Below are 18836 nucleotides of genomic sequence, written 5' to 3'. Positions count from 1 at the left end.
AGTATAGAAGCCTGTCGTCAGTGCATTGGTGTGTCAGTAGTGATACCAGCGCAGCTCCAGCTTCACTTCATTGACCGGGCTGGCCAGTTGGCTGAACTCGCGCTGGGCGCTCAGGCGCAGGCCGAGGTTGCGTGACATTTCCCACTGTTGGTTGAGCGACAGGCGCCGGCGCACTTCGCCGTTGTGGAAGTAGTCGCCGGCTGCCTCCAATGTCAGGTTACCCAACGGGTTGCGCCACAGCAGCCCGCTGTTGAAGCCCAGCGCCGGGGCGATCACGGCAGCGAAATCCTCGTTGTATTCCAGACGCGCGGTGCCGAGAGCGAAGCCGAGCAGGTCATCGTGCAACTGCCAGGTGGCACCGGCGCCGCCGCTGATATGGCCTACCAGCCGGGTGTCGCCATCTTCGCCGAGCACCCGCTCCAGGCCGCCGCCAACCTGCCAGGACAGCGGCTGCAGCAGGGCATTGCGCGGTGTCAGCGAGCGGATGTTGGCCAGGTCCAGGCGTTGCAGCTGCCAGTGGTTGTTCTCGTACTGACGCAGCTTGAGCTGGAAAATCTCGATCTGTGCGCCGAGCGGGAAGCCGTCCAGGTTGTCGTTGAGGTCGTGGTAGGCCATGCGCAAGCCGTACTCGGCAAAGGCGCGATCGTCGCGGCTGCCGCCAGCCAGTTGCCAGGTGCGCGACTCATGGCCTTCCTCTGGTAGCGGCGGACGCTCGACCTGCAAAGGCGGTGGCGGGTTACGGTTGATCGCACCGAGCAACTGGAAGCTGCGCTGAGCATTGCTGCTGCGTTCTTCATCGTTGGCGTGGTAGCGCACCAGGCGGAAGGCGGCGTCCTGGATCAGCGCGCGGCGTTCGGTGGGCAGGGCGAGAAAGTCGCTGTCATCAAGCAGCGCCGGGTCTTGGCTCAGGCGCAGTACCCAGGTTTTCTCGTCGCTATTAAGCGGTTCCGCGCGCGCCAGCAGTTCGCGCTCGCGGGAGGGGCGATAGTCGATGCGCTCGATCAGCCCAGCATCCTTGACCGCACGCACGGTATCGGTGGGGATGGCGGTGAGCGGGAAATGCTCGGTCAGCTCGATGCCGGGGCGGGCGATTTCCAGTAGCTCCAGCAGGCGGTAGGAGCAGTTCTCGTCGAAGAAGAAGTAGTCGAAGCGGATCTGCTTGAGCTCCCAGACGTGTTCGACCATGCGCGCGGTTTCTTCTGCCGTCAGGTTCAGCCGGTATTCCCACAGGTCGCGGTTTTCCAGGCGGTTGTACTCGCTGAGTTTCTCGCGATACGGCACCAGGGCGAACAGGCCGGGGTAGCCGCCCATCAGGCCACGCCAGGCATAGAGAATGCTGTTGTCGTCGCCTTCGATGAAGGCGCCGAAGTTCAGCGCGTAGCTCAGCAGCGCGGTGTTGTGGCTGTCGATATCCGGTTGATCGATGCGCAGCAGGGTATGGCCGAACATCGACGAGGGGCTGTTCAGGTAGGCCGCTGGGAACACCAGCACCGTGCTGTGCGGATTGACGTCGGCGATCCAGTTTCGGTATTCGGCGCAGTCGGGGCTGGGCAGGTCATCGAGTTGCAATTGCGCCTTGAGCCAGCGGGTACGCGCCGGGTAGACGCATTGTGGGTGACGGTCGCCCAGTTCAGCGGGTTGGTACAGGGCCTTCAGGGTCGCCTGCAGTTCGGCTGCAGGGTTGCTGTCGCCATCTTCTGCGAGAAAGAAATCGTCGTCGTCGACATAGCTGCGCCAGCCGCCGAGCTTGCCGGTCTCGTAGTGGCCGAGGGCGATCCAGTAGGGGTCGTTGGCCAGTTGTTCGAGCGTGGCGGCATGCAGGGGAGGACTGAGGCTCAGGGCAAGGACGGCGAATATCCGTTTCAAGATCGCTGTTCTTCTGGTCATGGCGATGGCCGAGCTTTGGCCAGGCTGTCGATTGGTGTCAAGGCAGTCGAACAAGACATTTCGCGCAAGTGCTGACCGGCGTCAGTCATTGGCGTTGCGTGGTGCATCACACTGAAGCTTCTTTCCTACGCGAGGAGATTGCTCATGGCTCACCGTGATGTGTTGGACGCTCTACTGCATGATTACACGACCCGTGCGGAGGCGATTCGGCGCGATCTGGCGCGCAGCCACTCGGCGGATTTCGCCGAACAGGCGCAGCAGCGGCAGAACGATGAGGTGCTCGAAGCCCTGCTGGCCGAGGCCGAGCAGGGATTGCTGCTGGTGCACCAGGCGCAGCTGCGCCTGGCCGAGGGGCGTTATGGCGAGTGCCTGTGCTGCGGCGAAGCAATCGAGGCGGCGCGTCTGGCCGCGCTGCCGGTGGCCGAATACTGCCTGCGTTGTGCCGAAGATAGGGAGGGTCACAGCAACCAGGCGGCCAGGCTGAAGTAGAACAGCAAGGTGCACAGGTCGGTCACTGCCAGGGTCACCGGCCCTGCTGCGATCTTCGGGTCGAGCCTCAGGGCGTGCAGCAGCGTTGGTACGCTGAGGCCGAGCAGGCAGGCAGCGCCGAGCGACAGCAGGATGCTGCAGCCGATGATCAGTCCGGTCCAGGCCTCGCCGCGCCAGAGCCAGACGATCATCGCCACCAGACTGCCGCAGGTGCTGCCGAGCAGCAGCGCGGTCGGCAGTTCATGACGCAGGCTGCGCAGGTACTAGCTCAGATTGGGGCGGACGCTGCGCAGCGCCTGGATGGTCACCGACATTGATTGCATGCTCACGCTCTCGCCCAGGCCCAGCACCAGGGTAAGGAAGAAAGCGAGGACGATGCTCTTGGCCAGGGTCAGTTCGTAGAGGCTGGCCAGCAGGGCGCAGAGGGTGCCGCTGGCGATGGTCGCCAGCAGCCAAGGCACGCGCAGGCGAAAGGCCCAGAATGGCGAGGCGTTGCCAACCTGGGTAACGTGAAAACCAAGGGTTTCGAACAGCGCATCGGCTTGGTTGCGCTGACGCAGGCCGTAGCTTTCCTCAATGCAGGTGATCGGTTCTGGGCATGGCGGCTTTCGCGTGAAGGGCGGTGGTGGGCAGCTTATTACGCGCTCGGATTTTTCATCCTGAGCTGAATCAAGCCTTGATCCCTTTCGCGCCACAGGCCCAGAATCACCCCATGTTTTGCGGAAACTTCCGCCCGCTATAAGGATCGCCAATGTCCAAGCGTAGCCTCGATGCTTTGCGCCTTGCCCCCGACTCACTGACCCGCCCCTTCGCCCCCGAGCAGTTCAACTTCAGCAGTACCGATGATCTCGAACCCTTCCGCGGCGTACTGGGCCAGGCCCGCGCGGTCGAGGCCCTGCAGTTCGGCGTGGCCATGCCGCGTCCTGGCTACAACGTGTTCGTCATGGGCGAGCCGGGTACCGGACGCTTCTCCTTCGTGCAGCGCTACCTCAAGGCCGAAGCCAAGCGCATGGAGACGCCGGCCGACCGGGTCTACGTCAATCATTTCGACGAGCCGCGCGAGCCGCGCGCGCTGGAGCTGCCAGCCGGCACCGCGAGTGCTTTCATCGCCGATATCAACCAGTTGATCGACAATCTGCTGGCCACCTTCCCGGCGGTGTTCGAAACGCCGACCTATCAGCAGAAGAAAAGCGCCATCGATCGCAGCTTCAACAAGCGCTACGACCAGGCGCTGGATGTGATCGAGAAGCTGTCGCTGGAGAAGGGCGTGGCCCTGTACCGCGACAGCACCAATATCGCCTTTACCCCGATGGCCGACGGCAAGGCGCTGGATGAAGCCGAGTTCGCTCAGTTGCCGGAAGCCGAGCGCGAGCGCTTCCACTCCGATATTGCCGCGCTGGAAGAGCGCCTCAACGAGGAGCTGGCCAGCCTGCCGCAGTGGAAGCGCGAGTCGAGCAACCTGCTGCGCCAGCTCAATGAAGAGACCATCACTGTCGCGTTGCAGCCCTTGCTGGCGCCATTGTCGCAGAAATACGCGGAAAACGCCGGCGTTTGCGCCTATCTGCAGGCCATGCAGATCAACCTGCTGAAAACCGCCGTCGAGCAACTGGTGGATGTCGACAAGGCCGACCCGCAGCTGCGCAAGCTGCTGGAGGAAATGTACTGCCCGAGCCTGGTGGTTGGTCACCACGCCAACGGCGGTGCACCGGTGGTGTTCGAGTCGCACCCGACTTACGACAACCTGTTCGGCCGCATCGAGTACAGCTCCGATCAGGGCGCGCTGTACACCAGCTACCGTCAGCTGCGCCCCGGCGCGTTGCACCGCGCCAACGGTGGCTACCTGGTGGTCGAGGCGGAAAAACTGCTCAGTGAGCCCTTCGTCTGGGAGGCGCTAAAGCGCGCCCTGCATTCACGCCAGTTGAAGATGGAGTCGCCGCTGGGCGACCTCGGCCGCATCGCGACCGTCACCCTCAACCCGCAGGTCATTCCGCTGCAGCTGAAAGTCATCATCATCGGCTCGCGTCAGCTCTATTACGCGCTGCAGGACGCCGATCCGGACTTCCAGGAGATGTTCCGCGTACTGGTCGATTTCGACGAGGACATCCCGCTCGCCGAAGAAAGTCTTGAGCAATTCGCGCAACTGATGAAAACGCGTACCTCGGAAGAGGGCATGGCGCCCTTGACCGGCGCTGCGGTGGCGCGCCTGGCTACTCACAGCGCGCGTCTGGCCGAGCACCAGGGTCGCCTGTCAGCGCGTATCGGTGACCTGTTCCAGCTGGTCAGCGAGGCCGACTTCATTCGCCAGCTTGCCGGGGAAAGCATCACCGACGTCGGCCATATCGAGCGCGCGCTCAAGGCCAAGGCCACCCGCACCGGACGCGTGTCGGCGCGGATCATCGACGACATGCTGGCCGGCATCATTCTCATCGACACCTGCGGTGCCGCCGTCGGCAAGTGCAACGGCCTGACCGTGCTGGAGGTCGGCGACTCGGCCTTCGGTGTGCCGGCGCGGATTTCCGCCACCGTCTATCCGGGCGGTAGCGGCATCGTCGACATCGAGCGTGAGGTCAGCCTTGGTCAGCCAATTCATTCCAAGGGCGTGATGATCCTCACCGGGTTCCTCGGCAGCCGCTACGCCCAGGAATTTCCGCTGGAGATTTCCGCCAGTATCGCCCTGGAACAGTCCTACGGTTACGTCGACGGCGATAGCGCCTCGCTCGGCGAGGTGTGCACGCTGATCTCGGCGTTGTCGCGCACCCCGCTCAAGCAGTGCTTCGCCATCACCGGGTCGATCAACCAGTTCGGCGAGGTGCAGGCGGTCGGCGGCGTCAACGAGAAGATCGAAGGCTTCTTCCGCCTGTGCGAGGCGCGTGGCCTAACTGGCGAGCAGGGGGTGATCATCCCGCACTCCAACGTCGCCAACTTGATGCTCGATGAGCGTGTGCTGCAGGCGGTGCGTGCCGGCCAGTTCAACGTCTATGCCGTGCGCCATGTCGACGAGGCATTGAGCTTGCTGGTCGGCGAGGCGGCCGGGCACCCGGACGAAAAGGGTCGCTTCCCCAAAGGCAGCGTCAACGCCCGTGTGGTCGAGCGTTTGCGCGATATCGCCGAGATCGGGCTGGAAGAAGCGCTCAAGCCGGCCGACGCGGACAAGGCGAAAGCCGAAGCCGAGGCGGCAGCGGCGAAACCGGCCAAGGCGCCACGGCGCAAGAAAGGCGAGGGCGAAGGCGCAGCGAGCTGATCATATCTTGCACGATTGTCCCGGATTGCCCGGGACAGGCGCGCAGGCGTTCTTGCTCACGCCTCATACACAGAGTTATCCACAGATTGCATGGATAACTTTGGCCTTCACAGTGCGATCGTTCGGGGTGTAGGCTGGAGCCTGGATTCCGCGAGGGTCGCCGCCATGCCGCGCAGCCTCTGTCTCACCCGTCAATGCCTGGGCCTGGTCACTCGCATCGAATGCGTGATCAGGCCACTGGCAGGAGACAACGGACGTTGGACACTGCTTTGCGCCGCCGGTATGTCGGGGGCGCAGCCTTCCGCGATCAAGGCGCAGGGCCCGTTCTATGGGCCCTCTGTCGCTGAAGGGGTGCTTACGGCGATTGCCGAGAGCCTAGTCCTGCAAGGCTACGTAGAATGCTACGAACCGCCGATCTGGTGTCTGCACTTGCAGGCCGAGTTGCGTCGTGTCAACGGCGAACGCCACAGCCATGGCGGTGTATTTCAGCCGCAGCCCGAGACTGACGGGCAGAGCTGAAACGCCTGAAACAAGGCGCGCCAGGGCCAGCTGGGCGAGACAGCAGGGCTGTGGTTATCCACAGTGCGTTGGGCATCTTCTGCTGATGCTGGGCGATGGGTATACTCGCCGCGATTTTCCCCTTCTTCAGTGAGTCCTCCATGGAACGCTTCATCGAAAATGCCATGTATGCATCGCGCTGGTTGCTGGCGCCGATCTACTTCGGTCTTTCTCTCGCTGTGCTCGCCTTGTCGGTCAAGTTCTTCCAAGAGCTTTATCACATCCTGCCGCAGATCTTTTCCCTGGCCGAAGCCGACGTGATCCTCAAACTCCTGTCGCTGATCGACATGGCGCTGGTCGGTGGGCTCCTGGTGATGGTGATGCTGTCCGGCTACGAGAACTTCGTTTCACGCCTGGATATTCACGAAGGCACCGAGAAGCTCAGCTGGCTTGGCAAGATGGACTCCAGCTCGCTGAAGATGAAAGTGGCGGCGTCCATCGTGGCGATTTCCTCCATCCACCTGCTCAAGGTGTTCATGGATGCGAAAAACTACGATCTGGAGTACCTGAAATGGTACGTGATCATTCACCTGACCTTCGTTGGCTCGGCCTTCGCCATGGGCTATCTGGACAAGGTCACCAAGCACGACTGACTTGGACTGATCGGAAGCCGCTTAACAACCGCCCGTCCGAACGTGACGGGCGTTTTGCTTTCTGGGCTTGAGCTTTTTCTTTGTTATACAAGAATTGTTTTTGTATAAGTTCTTGTATAGTCAAGGCCGGAGGCAAGCCTGATGAACCTGAATGATCTGTCCACCCACGCCCAAGCCGGGCGCGTCGACGAACTCAATCTGATCTCCCTAGAAGGTGGCATTTATCTGCTCGAAGCGCGGATGGAAGGACGTGCCCACCCGATTCTTACCGACCAGGGCAGTACGCTTAACCTGCGTTCGGTAGAACATGCGCGTGACGTGCTGCAGGAAATGCCGGCGCTGCCGTTCTTCCTGGTGCACAGCTCGGTACATGACGAGATGTGCGGCATGCCATCGGCTGACAATAGCCTGCGCGTACCCATCGCCTTCCGTTCTGGCTGGTGACGGCGACGTTCGCTGCAGCCGCCACGCTGCAGGGCAGGGCCCTGGCAGTTGTGGAGGTGAAGACCACGGGCGTGCATCCAGCGCGCGATGCCATCTGGGAGCTGGCGATCATTCAGGTCGATGCTGAGGGGTGTGTCGCAGAGCGCTTGCACTGGTTGTTCGAGCCATGCGTCGCGTTGCCCCCGCAGTTGCTCAGTCTAAGTGGATTACACCCTCTGGAATTAAGTGGCCAGCCACGCATCGACAGCGAAGCGCGAGCGATAGCCGATGCCATTCGCGGCCGCGTGCTGATGGGCCATAACTTGCGCTTCAGCCTGGCGTTCTTGCGCCGAGTGCTGCCTGACTGGAAGACGCTGCGTCCGCCGCAGTTGTGCACCCTGCGCTTGGCCAGAGCGACGTTGCCGCAGTTGGCGAGCGCCGGCTTCGATGCGCTTTGTGCACATTTTGGCATTACGCGTTTCTTCCGCGATCGCGCCGTGCCGGATGCCGAGGCCGTGTTGACGCTGGCTCAGCACCTGCTGCAGGAGGTCGCGCCTACGACTCTCGGGCAGCAACTGCGCAGTGCGGCGCGGCCCCCGTTGCTGGCCGCAGAGCGTTTCGCCCAGTTGCCGGAGCGTCCGGGGGTTTATTACTTCCTGGGTGATGGCGGTGCGCAACTGTATGTGGGCAAGAGCCGTAATTTGCGCCGCCGGGTGATGTCGCATTTTCAGAACGATCACCGCGACCGTCGCAGCCTGCAGATGGTGCAGCAGATCCGCGACGTGCAGCTGGCTATCACCGCCGGTGAGCTGGGCGCGCTGCTGTTCGAGTCCGCCGAGATCAAGCGTCTGCAACCCTTGTACAACCGTCGACTGCGCAAACAGCGCGAGCTGTTGACCTGGGCGCTGACGGGCGAGCCTGGTGAGCTGCACATCGAACTGCTGCAGCACCATGCATTGAGGCCCGGGCTCAGGCATGTTGGGCTGTTCCGCTCGCGTCATCAGGCGCGCCAGTGGCTACTGGAGCAGGCGCGCGAGCGGCGTCTGTGTCTGCGCGTGCTGGGGCTGGAGGAGGGCGAGGGAGCCTGCTTCGCCTATCAACTGGGGCACTGCGCGGGCGCCTGCTGTGGTGAGGAACCGCGCTCGGCCCATGACAGGCGGCTGCTTGCCGGTGCCGAGCGCCTGCAGACCCAGGCCTGGCCCTGGAACGGGCCGGTCGCGCTGGTCGAGCGCGACGAGCAGCACGGCCTCACTCAGTGGCACGTGCTCGATCAATGGCGTCATCTCGGTACGGTCGATCAACTCGATCATGCCCAGCCGCTGCTGGCCGCGCGTCGTGGCGGTTTCAATCTCGATACCTATCACATCCTGCTCGGCCATCTGCGCCGCCACCCGAATATGGAGATCGTGCCGCTGTGAGTGCGCGCCGTCTGATTCTGATCCTGGGTGACCAGCTTACCCATGGCCTCGGTGCATTGAAGGACATCGACCGCGAGCACGACTACGTGCTGCTGGCCGAAGTGATGGAGGAGGCCAGTCATGTGCCGCATCACCCGAAGAAGATCGCCCTGATCTTCAGCGCCATGCGCCATTTCGCCGAAGCCTTACGTGAGCAGGGCCAGCAGGTGCATTACGTGGCCTTGGACGATCCGGACAACACGGGCTCGTTGCCGGGCGAGCTGCTGCGCTGGACGCAACGGCTCGACCCTGCCGAGGTGCATCTGACCGAGTGCGGCGACTGGCGCCTGGAGCAGGCGCTGCGTCATTGTGGCGTGCCGATCCACTGGCATCAGGACAGCCGCTTTCTCTGCAGCCGCGATGCGTTCGCTGCCTGGGCCAAGGGGCGCAAGCAGTTGCGCATGGAGTTCTTCTACCGTGAGATGCGCCGCGACAGCGGGCTGCTACTCAACCCTGACGGCACACCGGAGGGCGGTGCCTGGAACTTCGATGCGGACAACCGCAAGGCATTGCCTAAAGGCGTGCGTCCACCCGCGCCGCTGAGTATCGAGCCGGATGCCATCACCCGTGATGTACTGGCGCTGGTCGAGCGGCGCTTCACCAGCCATTACGGCAGCCTGGAGGGTTTTGATTATCCGGTCACGGCCGAGCAGGCCGAACGTCTCTGGCAGTATTTTCTGGCCCAGGGCCTGGCAGACTTCGGTGATTACCAGGACGCCATGGCCGATGGTGAGCCCTTTCTTTTCCACTCGCGGATCAGCGCTGCGCTGAACATCGGCTTGCTCGATCTGCGGCGGATCTGCGCCGAGGTCGAGGCCGCCTATCGTGCCGGCGACGTGCCGCTGAACGCCGCCGAAGGTTTCATCCGCCAGTTGATCGGCTGGCGCGAATACGTGCGCGGCATCTACTGGCTAGGTATGCCGGAGTACGCCGAGGGCAATCGCTTTGGCAACTCACGAGCGCTGCCCGAGTTCTACTGGACCGGCAAGACGCGGATGAACTGCATGCGTCAGGCCATCGGCCAGACTCTGGAGCATGCCTACGCGCACCATATCCAGCGGCTGATGGTCACCGGTAACTTCGCCTTGCTCGCTGGCATCGCGCCCAAAGCCATCTGCGACTGGTACCTGGCCGTGTACATGGACGCCTTCGACTGGGTGGAGCTGCCCAACACCCTGGGCATGGTGATGCATGCCGACGGTGGCTACCTCGGCTCCAAGCCTTATTGCGCCAGTGGTCAGTACATCAAACGCATGTCCAACCATTGCCAGGGCTGCAGCTACAAGGTGAGCGAGAGCACCGGCGAATCGGCCTGCCCGTTCAACGCGCTGTACTGGCATTTTCTGATGCGCCACCGCGAGCCTCTGGAACGCAACCCGCGCATTGGCATGGTCTACCGCAACCTGGCGCGCATGACCGAGGCCAAGCAGCAGGCGCTGTGGGACTGGGGCGAGCGCCTGCTGGCCAAGCTCGATGCCGGGGAGATGCTGTGAAGAAAAGCGAGTTGCCGGTGAAGACCTGCGCGGTCTGCGGCCTGCCGTTCAGCTGGCGCAAGAAGTGGGCGCGCTGCTGGGACGAGGTGCGCTACTGCTCCGAGCGCTGTCGGCGTTCGCGTTGAGCGGGTGCCCGGAGTAACCTCCGGGCACCCGCTGCGATGGCTCAGACCTGAAAGCGCGCGACCATGCCCTGCATGTTGGCGGCCAGGCTCGACAGCGCGCGGCTGGCGGTGCTGGTCTGTTCCGAACCAGCCGAGTTCTGCAGCGACAGGTCGCGAATGTTGATCAGGTTGCGATCCACTTCGCGGGCCACGTGGGCCTGCTGTTCGGTGGCACTGGCGATCACCAGGTTGCGGTCGCCGATCTCGGCAATCGACTGAATGATCTGATCCAGCGCGACTCCCGCGCCCTCGGCGATGTCCAGCGTCTGCTTGGCTAGCCCGTTGCTCGATTCCATGGCGCGCACCGCCTGTTCGGTGTCACCTTGCACGGTACTGATCATGGTCTCGATCTCGCGGGTGGATTGCCCGGTCTTGTGCGCCAGGGCGCGCACTTCATCGGCAACCACGGCAAAACCGCGACCCGCTTCGCCTGCACGTGCAGCCTCGATGGCGGCGTTGAGGGCAAGCAGGTTGGTCTGTTCGGCGATGCTGCGAATCACGTCGAGTACCTGGCTGATGCCACGGATCTTGCCGGCCAGTTGGCCGAAGTTGCTCGAGGTCGAATCGACATCGGCGGCCAGTTGGTTGATCGACGACAGCGTCTGAGTGATGCGCTCGCTGCCCTGGCGGGCAATGCGCCCGGATTCGCTGGAGCTTTCCGAGGCACTGGCGGCGTTACGCGCCACCTCATCCACGGCGCTGCTCATTTCGGTGACGGCGGTGGCGGCCTGGTCGATCTCCAGGCTTTGCTGGTGCAGGTTGCGCGCGGTGCCATCGGTGACGGCACTCAGTTGTTCAGCGGCCGATGCCAGTTGATTGGAGGCGTCGGCGATCTGTTCGATGGTGCCGCGCAGATTGCCCTGCATGCTCTTGAGCGCCTGCAACAGCTTGGCCGGCTCGTCATTGCCCTGGGTGTCGATATTCAGGGTCAGATTGCCGCTGGCCACCGAGTCCGCCACCTGTACCGCGTCGGCCAATGGCTTGACGATGCTGCGAGTCAGCAGCGCGGCGAGTATCACCGTGGCAATGGCCGACAATGCCATGACCAGCAACGTGCCCCGGGTGGCCTGGGTGTAGACCTGATCGGAGGCCTTGGCCGCAGCCGAGGCACCATCGCGGTTGTGCATGATCAGCTCATTGAGCGCCTTGATCATCACGTCGGCTTGCGGGTTCAGGCTGTTGTAGAGCAAGGCCAGTGCGGCCGGCCGGTCATTGTTGGCCAGGTGCTGGACAAGCTGGGTACGGGTCGCAAGGTAGGTGTTCTCGTAGCGCTTGAAGTCATCGTAATGCGCCTGTTCTTCCGCGGAGCTGATCAGCCCCTCGTAACGTTGCTGAACGCGCTCCAGGTCACTGAGCAGGCTCTGCGCGAGCGTGGTGCTCTCCTGCAATTGCAGGGGCGTCTCACTGAGCAGCATGCGCAAGGTGGCGGCGCGCAGGCGCAGGACGTCCTGAGACAGGTCGCCCAGGGTATTGATGCTGGGGACCCAGTTGTCGTCTACCTCATTAGAGCGGTCATGCATGCTGCTCATCTGCAGCAGCGAGAAGCCGCCGAGGGCGAAAACCAGCAATGCGATCAAGCCAAATCCTATTGCAGCACGAGGGGCTATGGAGATGGATCTGAAGTTCATGGTGGCAGTACTCAAAGATTTAAGAGATGACTAGCGGGCTGAGGCGTTACATGTCGTTATCAAGATCCATCAGTCTCCTTGCGGGCAATCGCTGAGGTCGTGCTGGAGCGTCTCGATCTGCTCATAGAGGCTCTCCACCAGCGAGACCAACTCTGGGTCGAAATGCTTGCCGGACTGTTCACGAATAAACGCCTGGGCTTTTTCGATGGGCCAGGGCGCCTTGTATGGGCGTGGCATGCGCAAGGCGTCGTAGACGTCGCAGATGGCGACGATGCGTCCGGACAGAGGAATCTGTTCGCCACGCAGCCCACTCGGGTAGCCGCTGCCATCCCATTTCTCGTGGTGGGTCAGGGCGATTTCTGCCGCCAGCGTGGTCAGCTCGGAGGCGTGCTGGTCGGTCAGAATGGCGTGGCCGATGGCGGGGTGCTCCTGCATCTGCCGGTGTTCATCATCGGTCAGAGCGCCGGGTTTGAGCAGGATATGGTCGGCGATGCCGATCTTGCCGACATCGTGCATCGGCGCCGCCTGACGAATCAGCTCGACCCAGTCGGCGCTCATGCCATAGGCCTCGGCAATCAACGCGGCTGACTCACCGATACGCACGATATGGTTGCCAGTCTCACTGTCTCTGTAGGCCGATGCTCGGCACAGCGTGCGTACCAACGCCGAATAGCTCTGGCTCAATTGTGCAGTGCGCTCGCGCACGCGTTGTTCCAGGGTCGTGTTGGCTTCGTACAGGGCCAGGCTGGCCTGGCTCAGTTGCAGGTTGCTGCGCACTCGCAGGATCACCTCGGGCAGGTCGACGGGTTTGCTCAGATAATCGTTGGCGCCCAGTTCCAGGCCGGTGCGGCGGCTGGCCGCGTCGTTCAGCGCGGTGATGATGATGATCGGGTTGCTGCTGCGATCACGGTCGGCCAGCGCGCGGAGAATGTCGAAGCCGTTCGGCGCCGGCATGTCCAGATCGAGCAGCAGCAGGCTCCAGGGGTTGTGCTGCAACCAGTCCAGCGCGGCGGCCGAATCGGAGAAACTGATGGTGTCGCGCAGGCCAAAGGCCCGGAGGCTGGACTCCAGCAGGCGACTGTTGGCGATCACATCATCGACGATGACCACGCGTGATTGTCGAAAGTCCTTAGACAGCATCGTTAGCCTCCTTACCGGTCAGGTCGCAGACCAGTTGGTGTAGTTCATCAGGATCGATGGGCACGCCGAGCAAGGCGCTGGCACCCAGGCCGACCAGTTCCTGCAACTGATCTTCACGGCTTAGCAGAATCACCGGCAGGTCCGCCAACTCGGCGCTCTGGTGCAGGGCGCGGAGCAGGTCGCGGCCGTCCAGGCCATTCAGCTCGACGCTGAGCAGCAGCAGATCAGGACGTCTGCTGTGCAGCGCCGCCAGCAGTTGCTGGCCATCCTCGAACTGCTGCAGATCGATATCGGCCAGCGCCTGGCTGACGATTTCACGGTTCGTGCGGTCTAGGTCGCCGTGATAGACGCATGCCTGGTGCGACGTCGATTCAACTGCTTCAGCTTGTACCGGGGTGACGTGGCGCGGCAGGTCGATCCAGAACTGGCTGCCCTTGTTCGGCTCGCTGTGCAGGCCCATCTCGCCATTCATCAGCGCTGCATATTCCTTGCACAACGATAGGCCAATTCCGGTGCCCTGGATGGCGCCGTTCTCCTGGCCCAGGCGCTGAAAGGGTTCGAACAGCAGCGGTTGCAACTCACTGGCGATACCCATGCCGGTGTCGCTGACCATCAGCCGTACACGGTCATCATGTTTGGTGCAGCTCAGGCTGATACTGCCGGACGGGGTGTACTTGATGGCGTTGGACAGCAGGTTGAGCAGCACCTGGCGCAGGCGCCGCTGGTCCGCCAGTACCGGCACGGCTGTTTCCGGCAGCGTCAGCTTGAGTTCCAGGCCATGGGCTTCGACTTCCGGTGCGACCAGGTCGGCGCACTCGTTCATCAGGGCGACGGCGTCGACCTTGGTCATGTCCAGGCGTGGCTGGTCGCTCTGCAGGCTCGACCAGTCGAGGATATCGCCCACCAACTGGTTGAGGTGGCGGCTGGCGAGCAGGATTTCTTCCAGGTAGTCGGTGTCCTGCTTGTCCGGCTGAGCCTGTTGCATGCGCATCAATTGCGCGAAGCCCTGGATGGCGTTGAGCGGGGTGCGCAGCTCATGGCTCATGCTGGAGATGAACTGGCTCTTGGCGCGGCTGGCTTCCTGGGCCTCGTGGCTGGCGCGCTGAAGCTGGGTGGCGCTGCGTTCCAGGCGCTGGCCCATGGATTCGACGTCATCGATGATCGCCTCAAGTTCGGTGATGGTGGTCGCCGGGCGCTTGGGCTTCCAGTTGCCCTGGCCGATTTCGCGGAGCATGGCGACGATGCCGCCGATGGGTTTGCGCAGGCGCTCGGTCAGTTCGCGGGCACGGCCCCACATGAAGGCGAAGAACACCAGGTAGAACAACACCAGGCCGCCGATCAGCAGGTAGCCGATGTTGCGGTAGTGGCTGGCCAGTGCGTTGGTCTGGCTGAACACTTCGGCCTCGTCGACGACGGTGAGCATGTGCCAGTCGGTAGCCGGGATCGTGGCCCAGGCGACCAAGTGCGGACGGCCGTTGAGTCGGACCGAGAGTACGCCTTTGTCCTGCTGTGCGATGGCTTTGGCGAGGTCTTCGGTATCGGCACGTTTGCCCAGGTTGAAGTCTTCAGGCTTGAACAGCTCCGAACTGATGGCTTCGTCGTAGGAGTGAGTGGTTAGCTCGTCCAGGCTGAAGTCGTCTTCGCCTGCGGGAGGCAGTGCCATGATGTTCATCTGCTTGCTGACGATCACGCCATAACCATTCCAGGGCACGTCGAGGCTCTGAATGTGTTCGAGCAGCTTGCCGACGGTGATGTCCAGGCCCACCACACCTTCGAGAAAGTCCCCACGCAGCACGGGGGCAACGGCAGAAAGCATCCAGCCCTGGCCAGCCGGGTCGAGGTAGACGTCGGTCCAGGCGACCTTGCGTTCGGGGTTGTGCTTGGCGTCTGCCAGGTAATAGAAGTTGTAGTCGGGTATCACCATGTCGTGGGGATACTGCGAAGGTGTGTCGAACCATGGAAAGATGCGGTTGTAGCTGTCCCAGCTGTTGAAATAGATGCTGGCTACCAGCGGGTTTTGCCGCACGGTTTCACGCATCAGCGGGTCGAGGGTGGCCAAGCGCGCTACCTTGTCCAGATCCTGCTTATCCAGGGGCGTGACGTTGGAGTAGAAGGAGGCCGCGCCACCGTCATCGCGTGGGCTGTAACGTACGCCGCTGGGCGTCACGGCCAGTTCTGCCGGCGCACTCGGCTGGCTGTTGTCCAATGCTTGCTGGGTCAGGGAGGCATAGGTGCTGGTGAGGCGCGCGATGTGGCCCAGCTCGCTTTCGACCCGATGCGCTTCCTGGCTGGCGGCCGCTTGCAGGTCGCTCAGGGTTGTCTCGCGCAGATGGGATATCTGCGCATCGCGGATCGATGCGTTGCTGATCAGGTAGACGCTGATCAGTACCGTCTCCACCAGAATCAGCGGAATCAATGCCGTCTGTACGAAAGCGCGCCATATCCATGTCCGAAGACTGACTTGAGAGCCGCTTTGCATGACGCACGCTCCTGAGGGGCGAACGAATGATGTCGATATGATATCTGGGCTTTTCTTAAGTAAGGCTTAGCTAAAGGTAGTCGTGTTTGCGCCAGATCAAGGGATTGATCTCTGCCCTTTGCAGGCAGATGGACGGTAGGGCTGGTGTCCGATGACATGGGGTTCTGTGCTAGTCTGGCCGACCTTTTTTCACAGCCCAAAGCGGAGCCTTTCATGTCCGAATTCAACTTCAGCCCCGACCTGTCCTCCGATGAAGGTCGCGTCAGTTACGGCATCGGTCGTCAACTCGGTGGTCAGCTGCGTGACAACCCGCCGCCCGGGGTCGATCTGAACGCCATTCTCGCCGGTCTGACCGACGCGTTCAGCGGCCAGGCCAGTCGTGTTTCCGAAGCCGAGCTGGGCGCCAGCTTCAAGGTCATCCGCGAGATCATGCAGGCCGAAGCTGCCGCCAAGGCCGAAGCCGCTGCCGGTGAAGGCCGTGCCTACCTGGCCGAGAACGCCAAGCGCGAGGGCGTGACCGTGTTGGCCTCCGGCCTGCAGTATGAAGTGCTGGTCGCGGGCGAGGGCGCCAAGCCGTCGGCTGAGGATCAGGTGCGTACCCACTACCATGGCACCCTGATCGACGGCACCGTGTTCGACAGCTCCTACGAGCGCGGCCAGCCGGCTGAATTCCCGGTCGGTGGTGTGATTCCGGGTTGGGTCGAGGCCCTGCAACTGATGGGCACCGGCAGCAAATGGCGCCTGCACGTACCGAGCGAGCTGGCCTACGGCGCTCAGGGCGTCGGCAGCATCCCGCCGCACAGTGTGCTGGTATTCGATGTCGAGCTGCTGGATATTCTGTAAGAACCGCCAACGGCCTGCTGCGCGTCGGCGCTACTGCGTTAAAAACAAGCTCGAAATGCTCATGTACAAAAGTACACTCCGCTTTCTCCCTTGTTTTTGCCTTGTATCGCTCTAGCTCGCGATGCCTCCAAAAGGTTTGTAGGGTGGGCAATGCTGTTTTTGTCCACCATCGCGACCACGGTGGACGGGTGAAGCGTCGTCCACCCTAGGCGGCGTACGAACGGCCCTTCTGCATTGCACAAGGGCCGTTTTGTCTTTCAGGATGGGCGCAATGCCCGGGCGTAGCAGTACAGAAACAGGCTGCGCACCAGTTCCTTGAGGACGATGGGTTCGCTGGAGCTGAGCTCGTGTAAATCCAGGTCGCCCTGATCACGCAGTTCGTCCAGGGCTTCTTCTTCGAGCATGGCGCAGACTTCACCGGTTTCACGGTTGAGGATGCGCAGGTAGGGATGCGGGCGGTCCAGCCAGGCATCGATCAGGTAGGTCATGGCAGGTCTCCTTGGCCGTCATTACGCAACTGAGAATAATTCCTATTACATAAATAGCAAGGGTTAATTGCTGCCTTTTGTCGTTTGCCTGTTTTCAGCAGGTGGGGCGGACAAGGCGAAGCCGTGCAGACCTTTACCGCAGGCGAGTTGGAGGGGCGCAGCATGCTGTTGATCCCGCGCCTCGCTACTCACTCTGCGCGCAGGCGGTAGATGCTGGAGGCGGAGACGCGTGCCATGCCGGTTCGCAGATCGGGTCAGGAGCCCAGGCGGCGAGTCACTTCACCCAGTTGCCCGGACATATCATGCAGGTTGCGGCTGGCTTTCTGCGTACGTTCGACGTTGTCCTGGTTGGCGCTGGCGATGGCGGTCAGCTCGGTAAGGTTGCGCGAGATATCCTCGGCCACCGAGGTTTGCTCTTCGGCGGCGGTGGCGATCTGCTGGTTCATGTCGCGGATGGCTTCCACCGCTTCGGTGATGCGCTGCAGCATGGCACCGGCTTCGATGACCTGGGTCACGCCCTGTTCGCTGCGCTGTTGACCGCTCTCGATGGCGCGCACGGCATTCAGCGCACCGCTCTGCACGGTGTCGATGATCTGGTTGATCTCTGCGGTGGACTCGGCGGTGCGCTGGGCCAGGTGGCGCACCTCGTCGGCGACCACGGCGAAGCCGCGGCCTTGTTCACCAGCGCGAGCGGCTTCGATGGCGGCGTTGAGCGCCAGCAAATTGGTCTGCTCGGCGATGCCGCGGATTACTTCCAGCACCTTGCCGATACGCCCGCTGTCGCTTTCCAGGCGACGGATCACCTCGGCGGTGTTGGCGATCTCGCCGCGAATGTCGGTGATGGTGGCGATGGTCGATTGCATCACCGTGCTGCCCTGACGTGCCGAGTCGTCGGCATCGTTGGCCGCGTGCGCGGCGTCGGCGGCGTGGCGCGCGACTTCCTGCGCCGTGGCGGACATCTCATGCATGGCCGTGGCGACCTGATCGGTGCGCTCGAACTGCTCGCTGACGCCCTCGGTCATGCGTGAGGCGATGGCGTTCAGCTCGCTGCTGGCGCTGTCGAGGTTCTGCGTACTGTGGTGCAGGCGCTCGCTGGTGCTGGCAAGAAAGTCGCGCAGGGTGTTCGCGGCGCGCGCCAGCAGGCCCAGTTCATCTTGCCGGGTGCTTTCCACGCGTTGGCCGAAACGGCCTTGGCTGAGTTGGTCGACATGGCCGATCAGTTGGCGGATGGGGATGATCAGATTACGGTTGACCAGCCACAGGCTGAATACGGCGATGACCAGGGCGGCGGCCAGCATCACGACTGTGCCGCTGAGAATGGTGCGCGCGGCGCTGGCGTTGATCTGCTCGGCCTGGTTCAGGCTGTTCTGGCGCAACTGCTCGACCAGGGCGGTCATCTGCTCGCTGGCCGCGCGGTCGATGCCTTTGACGGCTTCATCGCCGGCTTTGGCATCGGCTCCGGCGGCCACGAAGGCGTCGCGGCCCTTGCGGTAATTGCCACCAAGCGCCTGATGTTCGCTACGCAGGCGCTCGACTTGCGTCTTCAAGGCCGGGTCGGCTGCGGCGACCTGGGTCAACTGGCCGAGAATGTCCTGCACCTTGCGCTCCTGCGCTTCGAACTGGCCCCAGTAGCGCTGCAGGTTGGCGCTGTCCTGACCGCGCAGCAGGACGTTCTTCCATTCCTGCACCTGAATCTTGAATTCGACGTTGGCCGCGTCGATCAGGCGCGAAGATTCCAGCGGCCCATCGAGCAGGCCGCGATAGGACTGCATACCACTGGAAAGGAAGCTGAAACAGGCCAGGGCGGTGACCAGAATCAGCGTCAGGCTGCCGCCGAGCAGAGTGAGAATCTGCGCGCGCAGGGATTTTTGCAGGAACATGATGGTATGCCTCGGAAGTCAGGCGTAGCGGGGCATGCTCAGCGTGGAAGATGAGTGTTGCAGATTTGTGACA

The 18836-nt window shown here is 62.6% G+C and carries 18 protein-coding genes; 10 read left to right on the top strand and 8 right to left on the bottom strand.

Annotated features, from left to right (window positions below; genetic code table 11):
- Window positions 1-33 precede the first annotated feature (33 nt).
- Window positions 34-1887, bottom strand: coding sequence for an Lnb N-terminal periplasmic domain-containing protein (locus tag N5J71_RS02150; RefSeq protein WP_185754944.1), 1854 nt, complete (start codon window positions 1885-1887; stop codon window positions 34-36).
- 144 nt (window positions 1888-2031) lie between these two features.
- Between N5J71_RS02150 and N5J71_RS02145 the strand changes: the two genes are divergently transcribed.
- Window positions 2032-2376, top strand: a complete 345-nt coding sequence (locus N5J71_RS02145; protein WP_004423355.1) for a TraR/DksA family transcriptional regulator — start codon at window positions 2032-2034, stop codon at window positions 2374-2376.
- On the opposite strand, the gene N5J71_RS02140 is transcribed toward N5J71_RS02145, so the two are convergent.
- Window positions 2346-2573, bottom strand: coding sequence for a magnesium transporter (locus N5J71_RS02140; protein WP_242408747.1), 228 nt, complete (start codon window positions 2571-2573; stop codon window positions 2346-2348). The two genes, N5J71_RS02145 and N5J71_RS02140, sit on opposite strands and share 31 nt — an antisense overlap.
- Window positions 2574-2639: 66 nt before the next feature.
- Window positions 2640-2837: a hypothetical protein gene (locus N5J71_RS02135; RefSeq protein WP_242408725.1), complete on the bottom strand. Its 198-nt coding sequence runs from the start codon at window positions 2835-2837 to the stop codon at window positions 2640-2642.
- A gap of 48 nt (window positions 2838-2885) precedes the next feature.
- Between N5J71_RS02135 and N5J71_RS02130 the strand changes: the two genes are divergently transcribed.
- From N5J71_RS02130 to N5J71_RS02095, 8 genes are all read left to right on the top strand, one after another.
- Window positions 2886-3044 (top strand): hypothetical protein, encoded by a 159-nt coding sequence (locus tag N5J71_RS02130; protein ID WP_162884198.1) that lies wholly within the window; start codon window positions 2886-2888, stop codon window positions 3042-3044.
- Between the two features lie 83 nt (window positions 3045-3127).
- Entirely contained in the window at window positions 3128-5617 is a 2490-nt protein-coding gene (locus N5J71_RS02125; RefSeq protein WP_108233821.1) for a Lon protease family protein, read from the top strand.
- 165 nt (window positions 5618-5782) lie between these two features.
- On the top strand, window positions 5783-6136 hold the full coding sequence (locus tag N5J71_RS02120) for a PA4575 family protein (RefSeq protein ID WP_279916207.1): 354 nt from the start codon (window positions 5783-5785) through the stop codon (window positions 6134-6136).
- 140 nt (window positions 6137-6276) lie between these two features.
- Window positions 6277-6768: a TIGR00645 family protein gene (locus N5J71_RS02115; RefSeq protein WP_084341507.1), complete on the top strand. Its 492-nt coding sequence runs from the start codon at window positions 6277-6279 to the stop codon at window positions 6766-6768.
- A gap of 141 nt (window positions 6769-6909) precedes the next feature.
- Window positions 6910-7212: a DUF6482 family protein gene (locus N5J71_RS02110; RefSeq protein WP_074860642.1), complete on the top strand. Its 303-nt coding sequence runs from the start codon at window positions 6910-6912 to the stop codon at window positions 7210-7212.
- On the top strand, window positions 7209-8609 hold the full coding sequence (locus tag N5J71_RS02105; RefSeq protein ID WP_167377339.1) for a 3'-5' exonuclease family protein: 1401 nt from the start codon (window positions 7209-7211) through the stop codon (window positions 8607-8609). The genes N5J71_RS02110 and N5J71_RS02105 overlap by 4 nt, the downstream gene beginning before the upstream one ends.
- Window positions 8606-10141, top strand: coding sequence for a cryptochrome/photolyase family protein (locus N5J71_RS02100; RefSeq protein WP_279916206.1), 1536 nt, complete (start codon window positions 8606-8608; stop codon window positions 10139-10141). Before N5J71_RS02105 ends, N5J71_RS02100 begins: the two co-directional genes overlap by 4 nt.
- The gene (locus N5J71_RS02095; protein WP_021488275.1) at window positions 10138-10266 is read left to right on the top strand and encodes a DUF2256 domain-containing protein; all 129 of its coding nucleotides are present in this window, start codon (window positions 10138-10140) and stop codon (window positions 10264-10266) included. The genes N5J71_RS02100 and N5J71_RS02095 overlap by 4 nt, the downstream gene beginning before the upstream one ends.
- Before the next feature lie 41 nt (window positions 10267-10307).
- Here N5J71_RS02095 and N5J71_RS02090 read toward each other — a convergent pair whose 3' ends face one another.
- From N5J71_RS02090 to N5J71_RS02080, 3 genes are all read right to left on the bottom strand, one after another.
- Window positions 10308-11933 (bottom strand): methyl-accepting chemotaxis protein, encoded by a 1626-nt coding sequence (locus tag N5J71_RS02090; protein ID WP_084341509.1) that lies wholly within the window; start codon window positions 11931-11933, stop codon window positions 10308-10310.
- 69 nt (window positions 11934-12002) lie between these two features.
- On the bottom strand, window positions 12003-13073 hold the full coding sequence (locus N5J71_RS02085; RefSeq protein WP_116619625.1) for an HD domain-containing phosphohydrolase: 1071 nt from the start codon (window positions 13071-13073) through the stop codon (window positions 12003-12005).
- Window positions 13063-15552: a hybrid sensor histidine kinase/response regulator gene (locus N5J71_RS02080; protein WP_279916205.1), complete on the bottom strand. Its 2490-nt coding sequence runs from the start codon at window positions 15550-15552 to the stop codon at window positions 13063-13065. Before N5J71_RS02080 ends, N5J71_RS02085 begins: the two co-directional genes overlap by 11 nt.
- 213 nt (window positions 15553-15765) lie before the next feature.
- Here N5J71_RS02080 and bamJ point away from each other — a divergent pair, with 213 nt between their 5' ends.
- On the top strand, window positions 15766-16395 hold the full coding sequence (bamJ, locus tag N5J71_RS02075) for a BamJ family beta-barrel-assembly machinery protein (protein WP_004423369.1): 630 nt from the start codon (window positions 15766-15768) through the stop codon (window positions 16393-16395).
- A gap of 257 nt (window positions 16396-16652) precedes the next feature.
- Here bamJ and N5J71_RS02070 read toward each other — a convergent pair whose 3' ends face one another.
- Entirely contained in the window at window positions 16653-16883 is a 231-nt protein-coding gene (locus tag N5J71_RS02070; protein WP_004423370.1) for a PA4570 family protein, read from the bottom strand.
- A gap of 254 nt (window positions 16884-17137) precedes the next feature.
- Window positions 17138-18763: a methyl-accepting chemotaxis protein gene (locus N5J71_RS02065; protein ID WP_279916204.1), complete on the bottom strand. Its 1626-nt coding sequence runs from the start codon at window positions 18761-18763 to the stop codon at window positions 17138-17140.
- Between the last annotated feature and the right edge of the window lie 73 nt (window positions 18764-18836).

This window comes from Ectopseudomonas oleovorans, from assembly GCF_029845265.1.
GTDB classification, from domain to species: domain Bacteria; phylum Pseudomonadota; class Gammaproteobacteria; order Pseudomonadales; family Pseudomonadaceae; genus Aquipseudomonas; species Aquipseudomonas oleovorans.
This window is presented reverse-complemented; position numbering and strand designations above follow the sequence as displayed.

What these genes read in the sequence shown, in the direction of transcription:
- N5J71_RS02150 (WP_185754944.1), bottom strand. Translation starts at nt 1,887, where the DNA reads ATGACCAGAAGAACAGCGATCTTGAAACGGATATTCGCCGTCCTTGCC.
- N5J71_RS02145 (WP_004423355.1), top strand. Translation starts at nt 2,032, where the DNA reads ATGGCTCACCGTGATGTGTTGGACGCTCTACTGCATGATTACACGACC.
- N5J71_RS02125 (WP_108233821.1), top strand. Translation starts at nt 3,128, where the DNA reads ATGTCCAAGCGTAGCCTCGATGCTTTGCGCCTTGCCCCCGACTCACTG.
- N5J71_RS02120 (WP_279916207.1), top strand. Translation starts at nt 5,783, where the DNA reads ATGCCGCGCAGCCTCTGTCTCACCCGTCAATGCCTGGGCCTGGTCACT.
- N5J71_RS02115 (WP_084341507.1), top strand. Translation starts at nt 6,277, where the DNA reads ATGGAACGCTTCATCGAAAATGCCATGTATGCATCGCGCTGGTTGCTG.
- N5J71_RS02110 (WP_074860642.1), top strand. Translation starts at nt 6,910, where the DNA reads ATGAACCTGAATGATCTGTCCACCCACGCCCAAGCCGGGCGCGTCGAC.
- N5J71_RS02090 (WP_084341509.1), bottom strand. Translation starts at nt 11,933, where the DNA reads ATGAACTTCAGATCCATCTCCATAGCCCCTCGTGCTGCAATAGGATTT.
- N5J71_RS02085 (WP_116619625.1), bottom strand. Translation starts at nt 13,073, where the DNA reads ATGCTGTCTAAGGACTTTCGACAATCACGCGTGGTCATCGTCGATGAT.
- N5J71_RS02080 (WP_279916205.1), bottom strand. Translation starts at nt 15,552, where the DNA reads ATGCAAAGCGGCTCTCAAGTCAGTCTTCGGACATGGATATGGCGCGCT.
- bamJ (WP_004423369.1), top strand. Translation starts at nt 15,766, where the DNA reads ATGTCCGAATTCAACTTCAGCCCCGACCTGTCCTCCGATGAAGGTCGC.
- N5J71_RS02070 (WP_004423370.1), bottom strand. Translation starts at nt 16,883, where the DNA reads ATGACCTACCTGATCGATGCCTGGCTGGACCGCCCGCATCCCTACCTG.
- N5J71_RS02065 (WP_279916204.1), bottom strand. Translation starts at nt 18,763, where the DNA reads ATGTTCCTGCAAAAATCCCTGCGCGCGCAGATTCTCACTCTGCTCGGC.